The sequence below is a fragment of the Bacillus sp. TH25 genome, from assembly GCF_016650935.1.
In the GTDB taxonomy this organism is placed as follows: Bacteria; Bacillota; Bacilli; order Bacillales; family Bacillaceae_G; genus Bacillus_A; species Bacillus_A mycoides.
In genome coordinates this window covers 1,035,504-1,050,758 of sequence record NZ_JAEKEU010000009.1, presented here as the reverse complement: position 1 = coordinate 1,050,758, position 15,255 = coordinate 1,035,504, and the positions used below count along the sequence as shown (strand labels likewise).

Here is a 15,255-nt window from a genome sequence, read left to right as displayed (position 1 = left end):
AATAAAATCGTTATTTGAATGAAAAGACAACAAACGGAGGGGTTTGCTGTCTTGATAAAAAGGAATGGCACTAAGTATATATTAAAGAGGTAACTGGTTAGTAAAAGTATATGCATTATATATATAAATATCACCAAACAAAGGTGATAATTTTTAAAAACACGTTATTTCATAGTAAATAAAAAAGAGCACACATATAAGCATGCTCTTAGATAATTAAGCTTATGAGTGGCATCCCATACAATAACATATGCTTGTTCAGTAAAAAAGTGAAAATAGTTTTAACAAAAACGCTATTTGTGCGACACGTTTCCTTATAAGTGTGCAAACACGAAATAGGAGGGTTATCAATTTGATGACAACAACGGATTGACTGAAAGTAGGAATGAAAGCCGTCAGGTTGAGCTGAAACTACTTATCTGATACTCCTACATGCAAGGCGTGATAGTAGACGCAAATTGTATGAAGCTAGGTGAAGTCGGCTGAACAAAACCTAAGTGAGAAATCATATGGTGATGGATAGGTCGGGATGCTACAAAATATCTATGGTGAGAATGTCTAAATAGACTGGCGAACTTGCGAATGTACGGGTCTAAACGTTTAATACATTAGAAATGTGTATGTCGTTAATGACGACGTTATCTACCGAAAAGTAAGAGTAAATAGTATGAAATTCGGAACATCTAACGATGAGGATGTAAAGATAACAGGCTTAAAGTAAGCACCTAAGGATATATGTATAGCTAAGTCAATCGGAACGTGGTAAGCAAGAAACTGTCATAAACGCCTACTAGCAGACAGGTGCATATAAGGTTCTAACGAACCGAAATTGCTTTATTCTTGTGAAGGTGGGGACACATTACCGACGAAGCATGTAACGAATGTGGAGGGATAGTCCCTAGTCTTGTTCTTTGAAAACTAAATCAACTGGATGTAACTCACAGGATCGAGTAAGATGATGTGACTTTTCGTAAGAAAAGGGAATGAATACATTGGTGAGTACAACATTGTTTGTAATCTAGTTGCTTTAATATAAAAGGATAAGATGGGGCGCTGTATGCGATGAAAGTCGCACGTACAGTGCTAAGCGTGGGAAAAGATGGAGATAACTTCAAAGTCTTACCTATCGCAACTAGAGAAAAAGGTAAAGGATGAATCCAAGAATATGAATAATAGTAATATATACAAATCAGGTTATGTCATTCTTATTTATTTTGTTATGACTCAATTTGTCGGAATTATAGGAGTACAATTACTGGCTAAGACAGGTTGGTATGATATTCAGGGGAATCAGCAACAAGCGATTCAAGAGATCCTTGTACATTGGGAGTTAATAGGGTTTCTGCTTACACTAGGAATCATATTTCTTGTATATAAGAAAGAACGGATTAAAGAACCTAGGCTATCAATCAAATTATCGAAAGCCACATGGGGGTGGATTCTTGCTGGAATCGTATTCGTTTTTCTTGCACAGATGATTGGTAGCTTTTTAGATAAAAGTTTATTCCAGTTATCTACGCAATCAGAAAATACATCTAGTACAGTCGCAGCTGCAGTGATATCACCAATTGCGATTGTATCCATTGTAATTCTTGCCCCATTAGTAGAGGAACTGGTATTTCGATATGCAACCATGAATATTTTAATGAAGAAGTTTAAAGAAACAGGGAGTATCGTAATCAGTGCATTGTTCTTTGCAATTATGCATTTTGATTTTCCATTTATCTTTGGGTATTTCTGTATTGGGGTTGTATTAGCCTTCGTATATAAGCGTTCAAATCAATTATTAGTTTCTTATATTGTCCATGCAGTGATGAACTTCATTGTACTGTTGTTACAAATAATCTAAATGTGAGTAAATAAAAAGACATGCTGGATAAAACAGCATGTCTTTTTATTTATAAATCCATTTTCTCCATAGCCATTCGATAGGTCCATATCGGAAATACTTACTCCATAGTGTACTGCATATACATTGTACGATACAAATAAGAATCCCAAAGATACATAGTTGCCAATATGTTACTTGTGAAATGTCCTGGAAGCACGCTGAGAGAATCACTAGCGTGAGTATACTTTGGCTAATATAGTTAGTTAAGGCAAAGTTACCAACAGACATAAAAGGTTGTAGCCACCCTACATATTTTTCATTCTCGCATATTAAAAGAAGAAAACATATGTAGAATATAGCGAGGGATTTTCCTCCGAATAGAATCCATAACTGGATATGGCTAGAGTAATAGATATCTGTTTCTATAAAATAATAGATGATAGGGAGGGAGAGCAGACATGATAGGAATAGCGAACTCCACTGTAAAATTTGAATTTTCCCTCTGAGTTCCGATACGCGTCTAAAAATATTCTTCTTTCCAGCCCATAAACCTATTAAAAATAACCCAATATATTCCGGGATCCCTATTAGAAGTTGCTGAAATTCCTGTGTCATAAGAAAGAACAAACGAGCTTTTACTTGATGTAAATAATTTAAAAATAGATTCGCTGTGTGATTAGTAGTGTTGCCTGTAAACATATATTGATAGTATTTTGGTATCTCTTCAGGAATAGAAGGGCTTGCATGTAAAAATAAAATAACATGTAGAGTATAACTAACTAGTAAAAAACTAAAACCTGTTATAAAAATAAGCTTAGTAGACCGCTTATAAAAGAACAATAGAACAAAACCTGCTATAGCATATGCATGTAAAATATCTCCATACCACAGAAAGATAAAGTGAATTACACCAAATAGTAATAGAATACATAACCTACGACTAAATAGTTTATATATGGGATACCCTTTTTTTTCTGTATTCCTCATAAAGATATAAAATCCCACGCCGAATAAGAATGCAAAAATGGTATAAAACTTTGATGATATTAGTAAATCTACTAGAAAACGAACTACTTTATCTATACCGGAGTAACCTGCTTGATTAAAGGAATCTAGTCCCGTCATAGTAGGTAGATTAGCAAATAGGATACATAGTATGGCCATACCCCTTATTATGTCTAAAGAATAAATACGGGCGTTTTGTTGCATGTAAATTCTCCTTTCTTACAAAGAAAAACGAGCACTATATTAACTAGCGCTCGAATTACGTCTCGCAAAGAATCCATCATATGTAGCAGCTGACACTGCTCCTTCAAGGCGTTCAACCTCTTCTCCTCTGTTATAGGCTATAACAACTGGAGTACCAGGAATGTCGAACTCTTGAAATGCACTTTGATTTTCTGGTGTAGAAATATCAATACGATAGATGGTTCTATCATGATTTTTTGACATACTATTGATATCCGGTGCAGCTTTTTTGCAATAATGACAGGTTGGTTGATAGTAATAGGCAATAAACTCTTCATGGGATTCTATTTTTTGCTTTAATTCTTTTTTTGAAATATCTTTTATATTTTTTGGTGCTCTTTCTGCATCTGCAGCAGATACAATTGCTTTTTCTGGTGTTACAGTTTCTGTTTTGACGGATTCATTTTTTGTTAAAGTGAAGATCGTGATACAAACAACGAATAGGGTGGTTACAACTGCTCCGATTTTATACATTTTTTTCATAGTAAATTCCTCCTTAAAATAAAAAAAAGGACAAACCTCGCCCGAGTTAACTGGGCGTAAGGTTTGTCCTTCACGCTACGTACAATAGAGTATAAACAATGGTAACAAATTTTCTACTTATATATTACCATATAATCTATATAGAATGCTATATTAATTTTTACAAGTGACAAAAAAACAAACAAAATCATTATAATTTCACGTACCAGAATAATAATAAAAAAAGCAAACAACATACAATAGGGGATTCTATACAGTTTATAACTATGTGTTAGTTCTACCCTAGTATTAGGGGCCAAAACGTATAAAAAGACACTACTTAAAGTGTCTTTTTATACGTTGACATGCTATTTAAGAAAATGTAGTGATTAATCATAATTAATCAGATGCTTCTCGATTAATCTTAGTATAACATCAATATAGAAGATTTAAAATGCAATTCTGCATATATAGATTCTTATATATAATTCCGCCTTAAATCTCTATTACAAAAATTAACAGTTCCCTTATTTTTATATATATACTATAATTTAACTGCTAAATAGTATTAAAGGAGCTTTTAAAGATATGGAGATGAGAGATTTACAAAAACTAATTGAATCAAAGAAACAAGAACTAATTAAACTTGTAGAGAAGTATGGGTTTACCCATAAGCAAGTTTTGTATTTAAGTCAAGACATCGATATATTAATTAATGAATGTATATATAATTATATTAATAAAGGTGAATGAAGTTACAGTTTACATAGGGAAAGCACCACATCGCTTAAAGCTAATAAATAGAAATGCCCCCTAAAATAAAAAAATACGCTATTCTTTCTGTAGAATCATAGGAAAGAATAGTGTATTTTTTACTCTTGAGGGTAGTTAATATTTTTAAGTTGATGGGTATGTGACTCTACTCCTTATTAAAGTAATGGTATTAGATATTTTTCATAGCTCTAAATTTTCTTTGCTTACTTTTGCAATATATTTCAAACATTCTACAACTGGATACTGAATCAACGCTTTAGGTTGTGAGAACTTGATTCCCTCTTTTTCAAGAAAATTGACAAGTTGTTCAACAGTCATCTCTTTGCGTTGTATCCGATTGAAATGCTGTACCACAATGCCTTTCCAGTAATAAGACGGGCTCTGGAAATAGCCTTCTCCCTGCACTGCATGATTATAAATCATATCCAGCTTTTCTTGTTTCCTCTTCTTTTGTAAATCTCTTTCCATTTGACTCATCTTAATTCACCCATTCTTTAGTGAAAATCTGCATTCCGTCCCCTTTATAATAAAATAGCTTTTTTCTGTGTAGATACCCTTTTGAAATAAGATAGTAAAATTAAGATAGGGGGTACTGTCTAATTATACACGATATAGGGGTCTCGCCACACATCCATCAACTTAAGGATTTAGACTATTCTTAAACTTAAAAGCACGTTACTATTTTCTTATGTTAATGAGAAAGGGTGACGTGCTTTTTATGAATATGCATCAAAAACAAGAGCTGTCTTTATTTGCCGAAGAGTTATATCGATATATGTCTCCCGCTACACTTAATCAATTAGCTATAGAAGCAGGTGGAATGAAACGAAAACGTAAGTGCCATGGGCACCATTTTTTATCTTTGTGTGTATGGTTAAATCAACAAATCGCTACAACCTCTCTTACTCAACTTTGTAGTCAATTAGAAACTTCAACAGGAGTTTTATTAAGTCCTGAGGGACTTAATCGACGATTTAACTCGGCTTCTGTAGCCTTCTTTCGAAATGTATTTACTACACTTCTACAAGCTAAAATTGGAGGATCATCTACAATTTCTCATTCTCTTTCTGCTTACTTTGAGCGGATTCGCATCCTTGATTCTACAACCTTTCAAGTTCCAGATCGATTCGCAGCTACTTATCCTGGTGCCGGAGGCTGTAGTCATACAGCTGGTGTGAAAATTCAATTAGAGTATGACTTGTTGAGTGGAGAGTTTTCTGATGTGAAAATTGAACCAGGAAAACGAAGTGATCAGGCATATGGGGCGACTCGAATGGACATGACACAAAAGAATGAACTATATATTCGTGACTTAGGGTATTTTCGTTTACAAGACTTTAAATCGATCCAAGATAAGGAAGGGTATTATTTATCTCGTCTTAAATTACCAACTAAAATATATAGAAAAGAATTCGAAACAGTGGTATTTAAAACAAAACCTGCTCAATTGAGACCGGTATATATACAAATTCATTTGGAAGACATCATGAACCAATTACAACCTGGCCAAGTGTATGAATTACATGATGTATATGTAGGGAGCAAAGACAAACTACCCACTCGCATTGTGGTTTATAGATGTACAGAGGAGCAAAAACAGAAACGTCTACATGATCGAGCTATTCGCGAAAAGAAAAAAGGGATTACATATACAGAGCGTACGAAACTTTTACAAGGAATTACGGTATATATGACAAACATTCCTACGGAATGGGTACCGAAAGAGAAAATCTATGATTTATATTCACTGCGTTGGCAAATTGAGCTGTTATTTAAAATATGGAAATCTTGGTTTCGAATTCATCGTTGTAAATCTATTAAACAAGAGCGATTAGAATGCCACCTTTATGGACAACTCATTAGTATCCTATTATGTTCTTCTACTATGTTTAAAATGAGAGAACTCCTGTTACGTAAAAAACAGAAAGAACTAAGTGAATATAAAGCGATGTACATAATTAAAGATTATTTCTTACTTTTTCATCAAGCACTACATAAAAACACCCAAGAATTATCAAAGATTCTCCTTCGTCTGTTTAACCTCCTACAGCGAAACGGACGAAAATCTCACAGATATGAGAAAAAAACAGTCTTTGATATTTTAGGTGTTGTGTATGAGTATACCACTTCTACCCATCAGGTAGCATAGCGAAAAATTTGAAACCCGTCAGGGTTTATTTGATGTGCCTACTTTTATAACATCTATAAAAGATAATAAAAAACTACGTGGAAAGACCGTATTTTGTATAAAAATATACCTTAAGTTGATGGATGTGGGGTCTCGCCACATGCCCATCAAGCTAAGAAAACAAGTTACCCCCAAAACGAAAAAATGAGCTAAATGTAATAAGCTAAATTTTATTTTTGAAGACTTCAAAGTATTAGCTTGGTACAAATTGGTGATATTTCAATAAGGGATGTGCTCATTTTCTTACTACTGATAATGAAATTTATGTAAATTACCAAAGAAACATCTTTATTTAATGAGAATGTATAGCTACTCCATTTGTAATATTATTGCAACAATTGTAAAGATAATTCTGTAAAATCGAAATAGAATTCTAATTCTAAGGGTATTTCCAATTGTTTAGTTGGGTTTTCAGAAAGAGTAAGGTAAATACTTTTAAAGTAATATAAAAGGAAAATTAGGTATCTTTATGCGCGTTAAATTAACATAAATAGGCATATGTAGAGGATTCAAACTTATTTGAATTTAAAGTGTTGTTAACCCCTATGAAACACGAATCATTCTAATTGTTAGTACAATTAGAATGTAAGATTTAATTGGAAAGAAGGGGTTATTGTGAAAGAAACAATTAGTAGTTATGAAGATTTATTGGATATGTTAGATTCATTATTGCGTGAACCAACTCAATTTTGGGATAATTTTTATTCAAATCGTGAAAAAGGAGTTCCCTTTTTTACTAATAAACCAGATGAGAACCTAGTTAATTATTTCGATAAAAAATTACTTAATCCAGGGAAAGTTCTTGAACTTGGATGCGGTCCAGGCAGAAATGCAATTTACTTTGCTGAAAAAGGATGCTTAGTTGATGCGGTAGACTTATCGCAGGAATCAATTCAATGGGCAACCGAACGGGCAAAAGAAAAAAATGTACATGTGAATTTTATTTATAACAATATCTTTGACTTACAAATTGAAGAAGGTACATACGATATTGTGTATGATTCAGGATGCTTTCATCATATTGCTCCACACAGAAGAATGAATTATATAAATTTGGTAAAAAAGGCTTTAAAACCAGGTGGTTATTTTGCAATCACTTGTTTTGTTCAAGGCGGAGAATTGGGTGGGGCAGATATAACGGATTGGGAAGTATACAAACTACAAAGTCTTAAAGGTGGATTAGGTTTTACAGATGCAAAACTTAGAGTCATCTTTAGAGATTTTTCTGAAGTAGAAATACGTAGAATGAAAGAGATAAAACAATCGAATAAAGTATTTGGTGTTTCTGGACTGTGGACAGCTTTATTTATGAAAAAGCTTACTGAATGGTAAAAAGAATTATGTTTTCTAGATACATTAAATACTAATAAGGGTATCATCTCATCGCTATCAAATTGAGATAAACTTGTATCTAAATAATAAGAAAAACGCTATTCTTTTTGTAGAAATATACAGAAAGGATGGCGTTTTTGTATGAATCTATCGATTCAAGATGAGTTCCATTTATTCGCTGAAGAACTACAGCGATATCTATCTCCACATATTCTCCAACAACTCGCACAGGAGACAGGTTTTGTAAAACGTAAAAGTAAGTATGGCGCACGAGATATGGCTGCTTTATGTATTTGGATCAGTTGACATGTAGCAAGCGATTCTCTCACTCGATTATGTAGTCAGCTTTATGTAAATACAGCTACACTAATGAGTCCGGAAGGACTTAATCAACGTTTTAACCGATGCGCTGTTTTATTTCTACAGCGTATATTCTCTCTTTTAGTCAAAAGCCAACTAAATGATTCGTCTCAAATCCAAAACCAATATACTTCTTATTTTCAACGTATACGTATTTTAGATGCTACTATTTTTCAAGTACCCAATCATTTAGCTCCTATTTATCCTGGTTCAGGAGGATGTGCACAAACAGCCGGTATTAAGATTCAACTAGAGTATGATTTACATAGTGGGAAATTCCTCAATTTTCAAATGGAACCAGGCAAAAATAATGATAAAACCTTTGGTACAGAGTGTTTAGATACCTTATGCCCAGGAGATTTATGTATTGGAGATTTAGGATACTTTTCTCTAAAAGATTTAGACCAGATGGATCAACGAGGGGTATTCTATGTTTCACGGTTGAAATTAAATAATAGAGTATATGTAAAAAATGAATCGCCAGAATTCTTTCGGGATGGGACAGTTAAAAAGCAATCTTTATATGTTTTACTTGACCTTGAAGATATCATGCATCAGATAAAACCAGGAGATACTTATGAAATTCGGAATGCCTATGTTGGACAACAAAAATTACCCTCACGAGTTGTAATATACAGACTTACATCAACTCAAACTCATAAACGTAGGAAACAGCAATCTTATGTTGAAAAGAAAAAAGGAGTTACATACTCTGAAAAAGTAAACGATTAACAGAAATCAACGTTTATATTACCAACATACCATGGGAAATTGTTCCGATGGAACAGGTCCATGATATCTACTCACTACGTTGGCAAATAGAAATTGTATTTAAAACATGGAAGTCTCTTTTTGGTATCAATCATTGTCACAATATTAAGCGAGAGTGTCTAGAATGTCATCTTTATGGACAGTTAATCGCTATTTTTCTTTGTTCTTCTACTATGTTCAAAATGAGACAGTTGTTACTACAAAAAAAACAAAAAGAATTAAGTGAATATAAAGCAATTTATATGATTCAAGATCATCTGTACTTAGTATATGAAGCCATCCAACAAGACACCCAAGAAGTATCAAAAGTTTTCCTTCGTTTGTTTGACCTCTTACAGAAAAACGGACGGAAATCCCATCGATATGAGAAAAAGACAGTCTTTGATATTTTAGGCATTGTTTATCAGTGCACTGTATCCAATCTAAAGCGGAAAACTGCATAATCTTTAAAAATACACCTAATCAAGGTTTATTTGGAATGCGTATTTTTAAAAACAAATAAACAAAATATCAAGCATGTGGGCATCAAGAACGGAAGTTCATGGAATACTCAACCTTAGCTTGATGGGCATGGGGTCTCGCCATCAAAACGCGAATTTCGTACGTTAAGGGGGTTCAGCCGAGATACGTGTAAAAATGGGTCATGAGCTGTATTTTATTTCCATTATTAGATTTCGGTGTAACAAAAAGGTGTTTTACTAGTAATGCTACAAATTATTTTTGATACAGTATTTTGTTACAGATAGTTCAATGGTTAGGATACTTCATATTTTTAAATACAAAACGTAACAAAAACGGTCGTTTTTGTTACGTTTTGTATTTCCATTATCTGGTCATATCCAAAAAATAAAAATGAATCCAATAAATATTCGGATTCATTCTCTACAATTGTAGAGAATGAATAAAGTTTGATCAAATGTCTTATTAAAAAAATGTTTTAGACTATAGAAAAAAGTATTAGACTGTTAAAAAATAGTTGTAGACTGAAAAGGTGTTTTCTGTACATGAAAGTACTTTTCGCTAACATAAAAAGTCTCGCAAAACATTTAAAAGTCCCTTCAGAAGTACTGAAGGAATTTTCTATTCACATAATCAGTGTTATTAGTTGTAAATCAAAAAGCCACTGATTTTCTTGAAGAAAAAGAAAATACTTTTCTTCTTCTTTTATTTACTTTAATATCAATAAGGGCACCAAAAAAATAGATAGAGGTGCTAGAATGTACGGTATTATTAATTATGAAGTGTTTTTACTAACAGGGATTTTATTAAATCTAATTCCTGGCGCAGACACCATGTATATTGTGGGGAGAAGTATTTCACAAGGTAGAAAAGCAGGTGTGTATTCTGTTTTTGGTATTATTACTGGTTCTTTAGTTCATACGTTATTGGTTGCTTTTGGTTTATCTATTATACTTACAAAATCCATTGTGTTATTTAACATCATTAAGGTTATAGGTGTTATCTATCTTGTATATTTAGGGATTAAAATGATACTTGATAAGACAAATGTAGCTTTCCAAGCCTCATCCAATAAATTGAACATTAAAAAGATCTATTTACAAGGACTTTTAACAAGTCTTACGAATCCAAAAGTCTCTTTATTCTTTATTGCATTTCTTCCGCAATTTATAGATACAAAGGCTTCAGGTCCTATGCCTTTTATCATTTTAGGACTTACTTTTACAGTAACTGGACTATTGTGGTGTTTATTTGTTGCTTATTTCTCTTCATATGTCACAAAAAAATTAAGAGGAAACCAAAAGGTAGGAATGATTCTAAATAAGGTAACAGGAATGATCTTTATTGGTATGGGGTTAAAGTTGCTTCAAACGAAAGCTCCTCAATAAACCTGAATAATATAAAAATGCCCCCTTTCAAGAGATGTTATCTTGGGTTTAAGCTAATCTCTATATACTAAAAAGTCCCTTCAAAATTTGAAGGGACTTTTTGCTTGTTATTTTGGTTTATCTAAAAATTTATTTCATAGTTCATGATCCAGTCTAATACTTTATTTTAATCAATTGTCGTGTATCTTCGTACCCTCTAATGACAAGGCTAAATCTTTTCTGTATTACATTTAGAAAACAAGAATAGGGAAATCTAGTTATACCAACTAAATAAAGTCTAAAACATTTTTTAAACTGAACATCTAACGTGGATTCGGCGGTGGCAGGCGAAGTGAGTTCCTCCGCTTGGTCAAATAAATTCCTTTACCTACGACATAACAAGCAGGCCAATCCCAAGACTAGTAAGAAAAAATTTGTGGTATAATAAGCGGTGAATAGATGAAAATAGAAAAAAAGGGGATATTTTATGAAATTAACAATACTTGTAGATAATAATACATTCATTGATCGCTACTTCTTTGGAGAACCCGCACTTTCTTTTTTTATTGAAGATGATAATAAACGGATTTTATTTGATACTGGATACTCTGATGCTTTTATAAAAAATGCAGAGAAGATGAGAATTGATCTAAGGGACTTAGATTGGGTTGCTTTATCACACGGACATGTCGATCATACATGGGGACTCACGCATTTAATTAGGTTGCATATGGAAGCAAAAGGTGAGCACATAATACATAATACGCCTACAATCATTGGTCATCCTTTAGTTTTTGAAAGCAAATTACTGGATCCAGTAGGTGAGATAGGAAGTATCTTATCTTACAATAAATTAAGCAGACATTTCCCTATTCGCTTATCTAAACAACCATTTTGGCTGACTGATAAATTAGTGTTTTTAGGTGAAGTTAAAAGAAAATTTGATTTTGAAGGTAAAGAAGTTATGGGGAAAGTTACCACTACAAAAGAAGAATTTGACGATTATGTTTCTGATGATACTGCATTAGTATATAAATCATCTGAAGGGCTAGTTATTATGGTAGGATGTGCTCATTCGGGAATATGTAACATTATTGAATATGCTAAAGAAGTATGTGAGGAAGAAAGAATAGTAGATATCATAGGAGGATTTCACTTATTGAATCCATCAAATTTTCAATTAGAGAACACTGTAAAGTATATAAAAGAAATTAGACCCAATAAGCTTCACGCTTCTCATTGTACAGATTTACATTCTAAGATAGCTCTATCCTCAGTTGCTGATATAGGGGAAGTGGGAGTGGGTTTACAACTAGAGTATTTCTAGATCAATTATATAGGTCCCTAGATGCAGAAGGGTTTAGAAAGTTATTAGATTTATGATCAACTAAACCATCTGTTAATCTAAGATATTTACTGCAGCTTAACAATGAGTTTAATAAACATCTAAAATAACCTCAGAAACAGTAAGAAAAACCTCACATATCATAAATAGTGAGGTTTTTAGTATAGAGTTTATTTAAGCCTTAGGTTTAAAATAGGATATGGACGACCACTAGCGTCAAATCCTGATTGATTTGCAACGTAAAAACCGTTCTTCATATAAAATTTAACAGCCTGCTCATTATCTTTATTAACATCAACAGTTGTAACGTTAAAGTCATTTATTAAAGAAGTAATAATAGAGCTTCCAAAGCCTTTACCTATTTTTACACGTATCTCGGCTGAACCCCTTAAGGAAGTGCCATAAACAATATTTCATGTTTGTTATGGCACTTTGTTTTTGATAATGTGTTTTGGGAATGATTTTTAACGATATTTTATTCTAATTTAGTAGAAATAAATAAAGTTCCATAAACGACCGTTTTAAGAACTACCTGGTCTATTTGGTGCTGGTTAGTAGACCTTAATAGTAATAATTATAAGGTTTTTAAGACCAATTAGTGGATTAAATCCATTTATTGCTTCGTTATATAGAAAGCTATCAGAAGGGAACAAATAGTTTATCCTGATTCTATCAAAAGTTGTATTTTTGTACCAACATTTTTAGGCATGAAATGTCGGCAATTATTATCTATTATGTTTTAAAGTAAATATTGAAAGGGAGTAAACTTATGGATTGGCTAGAAAGAATGAACAATGCGTTGGACTACATTGAAAATAGTTTGGATGAAGAAATAGACTACACAGAGATTGCAAAAGCAGCTAATTGCTCTGAGTTTCATTTTTCAAGAATGTTCTCTTCAATTTCAGGTGTATCGCTATCAGAATATATTAGACGAAGACGATTAACACTCGCAGCATTTGAAATTCAAAAAAGTGATATTCGGATCATCGATGTGGCAATTAAATACGGTTATGTTTCTTCTGATACTTTCTCACGTGCTTTTCAAAAAATTCATGGAGTAACCCCTTCCAATGCTCGTAATAGAGGGGTACAGTTAAAAGCCTTTCCTAGAATTTCCTTTCAAATTTCTATTAAAGGAGATACCGAGATGGATTACAGAATTGAAAACCTTGATTTTGAATTAAGAATTGTAGGAAAAAGTAAACCAGTAAAAACAAGTAGGGCTTTTAAAACAATCCCTACACTTTGGAACACTGCGAAAAAAGATGGATTTATGCAAGAACTAATAGATATGTCTTGGGAAAATCCAAAATGCACGCTTGAAAGCCTTTTGGGGGTTTGCGGAAAAGAAGCCGCCATAACAGATGAAGAGTTTTCCTATTTTATGGGCGTAAGATACGAGGGGGAATCCCCAGTAGATATGGAGACGCTTATTATTCCTGCAAGTACATGGGCAGTTTTTCCGAACATAGTAGATACATGGAAGCGTTTATATTCTGAGTGGGTCCCAACCTCTGAGTATGAACTTGCAAATTTACCATGTATAGAATGTTATTACGGTCCGAAGCATAAACCAAGACACGAACTCTGGGTCCCTGTTATCCCAAAATAAATTATATATCCAATAATAGAAGGCTTTTTATATTGGCATTTCCTTATCTTATCGTACGAAATTCGCGTTTTGTTGGTGCTACCTCATATACAGTTAATTCCCTTCAAGTTAAAAAAATCTAGTCCTAACCGATACGCTGTTTGATGTCTACAGCGTGTATTTTTCCTTTTCAGCAAAAATCAAATTTAGCTGGAGTATGTGGAGCTAGGAACAAGAAAAGGATGGACACAAGAACAGATAGAGAACTGGGCTAAAGAAAATGGCCTAAAATGTGATTGGTCACAAGTAGAGGAATTATAGAGGAGACTAGATCCCACTGAAAAAAATACAAAGCATCGCAACTTTATTTCAAATATATAGTGCACTAATAATTATTATTTTCAAAATTTAACAAATATGATATAATTTATGTTAAGCGATGTTTCTTAAAAGTAAATGGTGGTTCAAGTTAGGGGAAGGGCACTCATACGGGTGCCTTTTTCTTTAGAAATCATTAAAGGAGAGTGCAACATGACTATTATCAACTTGGATGATTTTCGAAAACAAAAAGAAAAACAAGTGGTGACGATACCAATCATTGAACGGATATACAAAGAAGATGGCGAGGTTAAGATTGAAGTATCTGGAGAACGAAAAGTTTCTAAAGCCTGGTTAAACAGACACGATAAGCAAGTATAATATGTCACTAAAGAAAAAGGACCTGATATGAATATCAGATCCTTTTTCACTATGTATAATTATTTCACTGCTTCTTTTAATTCTTTTCCGGCTTTAAATGCAGGTACTTTAGATGCAGCGATTTGCATTTCTTCACCTGTTTGTGGATTACGTCCTGTACGTGCAGATCTTTCACGCACTTCGAATGTACCAAAACCAATAATCTGTACTTTCTCTTCATTTTCAAGAGCATTTGTTATAACATCTAATACAGCTTGTGTTGCTGCAGCTGCATCTTTTTGTGTAAGTTCTGCTTTTTCTGCTACCATTTTTGTTAATTCGGTTTTATTCATTTTTTGCACCTCTTTGAATGTAATAAGAAATTATTATAACGTACCTACGTTTCTGATGTAAATAAGATATATAGAAAAATCCCTAGCAAGAGCTAGGTACGATTCTGTGTGATAGTAGTACCAAGGAAACTAATCTCAGCATACAGTTAACATTTAGATGTTTATATTAAGAAATATAAAGCGGTGTTTCAGAGTATATGGGGTACGGAAACGATTCAGGGAATGAGGGGCCACTCTGGGATTAAATTACAATTTCAAGATTTAAACAAAATTCGAAAGTGAATTTTGTTAATGTTCATTTAGTGAAAACGAGTTTTACAAAAGTATGAAAATAGCAAATTAATACGAATTAGCTGTATTATTTCCATTATCACAAAAAGAACTTGTAGTAATTTCTACAAGTTCTTTTTGTTTTTAATTATAAATCTGAAAGTAAACTTTTAAATATTAGCAGTCCATTTCAGATATATGAATCCTTTAGAATATTTTTCTC

12 protein-coding genes and 1 pseudogene are annotated in these 15,255 nt (G+C 32.9%); 9 read left to right on the top strand and 4 right to left on the bottom strand.

Features of this window, described 5'->3' with window-relative positions; genetic code table 11:
* The first annotated feature begins 1,165 nt into the window (after nucleotides 1-1,165).
* The gene (locus JFT89_RS09770; RefSeq protein ID WP_201039862.1) at nucleotides 1,166-1,849 is read left to right on the top strand and encodes a CPBP family intramembrane glutamic endopeptidase; all 684 of its coding nucleotides are present in this window, start codon (nucleotides 1,166-1,168) and stop codon (nucleotides 1,847-1,849) included.
* A gap of 45 nt (nucleotides 1,850-1,894) precedes the next feature.
* Here the strand turns inward: JFT89_RS09770 and JFT89_RS09765 are convergent, their stop codons facing one another.
* Nucleotides 1,895-3,040 carry a DUF418 domain-containing protein gene (locus tag JFT89_RS09765; RefSeq protein WP_201039861.1) on the bottom strand — a complete coding sequence of 382 codons (1,146 nt, stop codon included), beginning with the start codon at nucleotides 3,038-3,040 and terminating at the stop codon, nucleotides 1,895-1,897.
* Between the two features lie 39 nt (nucleotides 3,041-3,079).
* The gene (locus JFT89_RS09760) at nucleotides 3,080-3,562 is read right to left on the bottom strand and encodes a thioredoxin family protein (RefSeq protein WP_201039860.1); all 483 of its coding nucleotides are present in this window, start codon (nucleotides 3,560-3,562) and stop codon (nucleotides 3,080-3,082) included.
* Between the two features lie 567 nt (nucleotides 3,563-4,129).
* Here JFT89_RS09760 and JFT89_RS09755 point away from each other — a divergent pair.
* A complete protein-coding gene (locus tag JFT89_RS09755; protein WP_201039859.1) occupies nucleotides 4,130-4,294 on the top strand; it encodes an aspartyl-phosphate phosphatase Spo0E family protein in 165 nt (54 codons plus the stop codon).
* Between the two features lie 201 nt (nucleotides 4,295-4,495).
* Here the strand turns inward: JFT89_RS09755 and JFT89_RS09750 are convergent, their stop codons facing one another.
* Nucleotides 4,496-4,783 (bottom strand): hypothetical protein, encoded by a 288-nt coding sequence (locus JFT89_RS09750; protein ID WP_002139651.1) that lies wholly within the window; start codon nucleotides 4,781-4,783, stop codon nucleotides 4,496-4,498.
* Between the two features lie 250 nt (nucleotides 4,784-5,033).
* Between JFT89_RS09750 and JFT89_RS09745 the strand changes: the two genes are divergently transcribed.
* From JFT89_RS09745 to JFT89_RS09715, 7 genes and pseudogenes are all read left to right on the top strand, one after another.
* Nucleotides 5,034-6,464 (top strand): IS4-like element ISBce2 family transposase, encoded by a 1,431-nt coding sequence (locus JFT89_RS09745; protein WP_201039858.1) that lies wholly within the window; start codon nucleotides 5,034-5,036, stop codon nucleotides 6,462-6,464.
* Between the two features lie 654 nt (nucleotides 6,465-7,118).
* Nucleotides 7,119-7,835, top strand: coding sequence for a class I SAM-dependent methyltransferase (locus JFT89_RS09740; RefSeq protein ID WP_201039857.1), 717 nt, complete (start codon nucleotides 7,119-7,121; stop codon nucleotides 7,833-7,835).
* Between the two features lie 141 nt (nucleotides 7,836-7,976).
* Nucleotides 7,977-9,409, top strand: a pseudogene (locus JFT89_RS09735) (IS4 family transposase).
* Between the two features lie 774 nt (nucleotides 9,410-10,183).
* A complete protein-coding gene (locus JFT89_RS09730; protein ID WP_193646225.1) occupies nucleotides 10,184-10,813 on the top strand; it encodes a LysE family translocator in 630 nt (209 codons plus the stop codon).
* Between the two features lie 466 nt (nucleotides 10,814-11,279).
* Nucleotides 11,280-12,119: an MBL fold metallo-hydrolase gene (locus JFT89_RS09725; RefSeq protein ID WP_201039856.1), complete on the top strand. Its 840-nt coding sequence runs from the start codon at nucleotides 11,280-11,282 to the stop codon at nucleotides 12,117-12,119.
* A gap of 787 nt (nucleotides 12,120-12,906) precedes the next feature.
* Nucleotides 12,907-13,752 (top strand): AraC family transcriptional regulator, encoded by an 846-nt coding sequence (locus tag JFT89_RS09720; RefSeq protein WP_201039855.1) that lies wholly within the window; start codon nucleotides 12,907-12,909, stop codon nucleotides 13,750-13,752.
* Nucleotides 13,753-14,262: 510 nt separating this feature from the next.
* Nucleotides 14,263-14,430, top strand: coding sequence for a hypothetical protein (locus tag JFT89_RS09715; RefSeq protein WP_002139645.1), 168 nt, complete (start codon nucleotides 14,263-14,265; stop codon nucleotides 14,428-14,430).
* Nucleotides 14,431-14,489: 59 nt separating this feature from the next.
* Here JFT89_RS09715 and JFT89_RS09710 read toward each other — a convergent pair whose 3' ends face one another.
* Nucleotides 14,490-14,762: an HU family DNA-binding protein gene (locus tag JFT89_RS09710; RefSeq protein ID WP_201039854.1), complete on the bottom strand. Its 273-nt coding sequence runs from the start codon at nucleotides 14,760-14,762 to the stop codon at nucleotides 14,490-14,492.
* Nucleotides 14,763-15,255 lie beyond the last annotated feature (493 nt).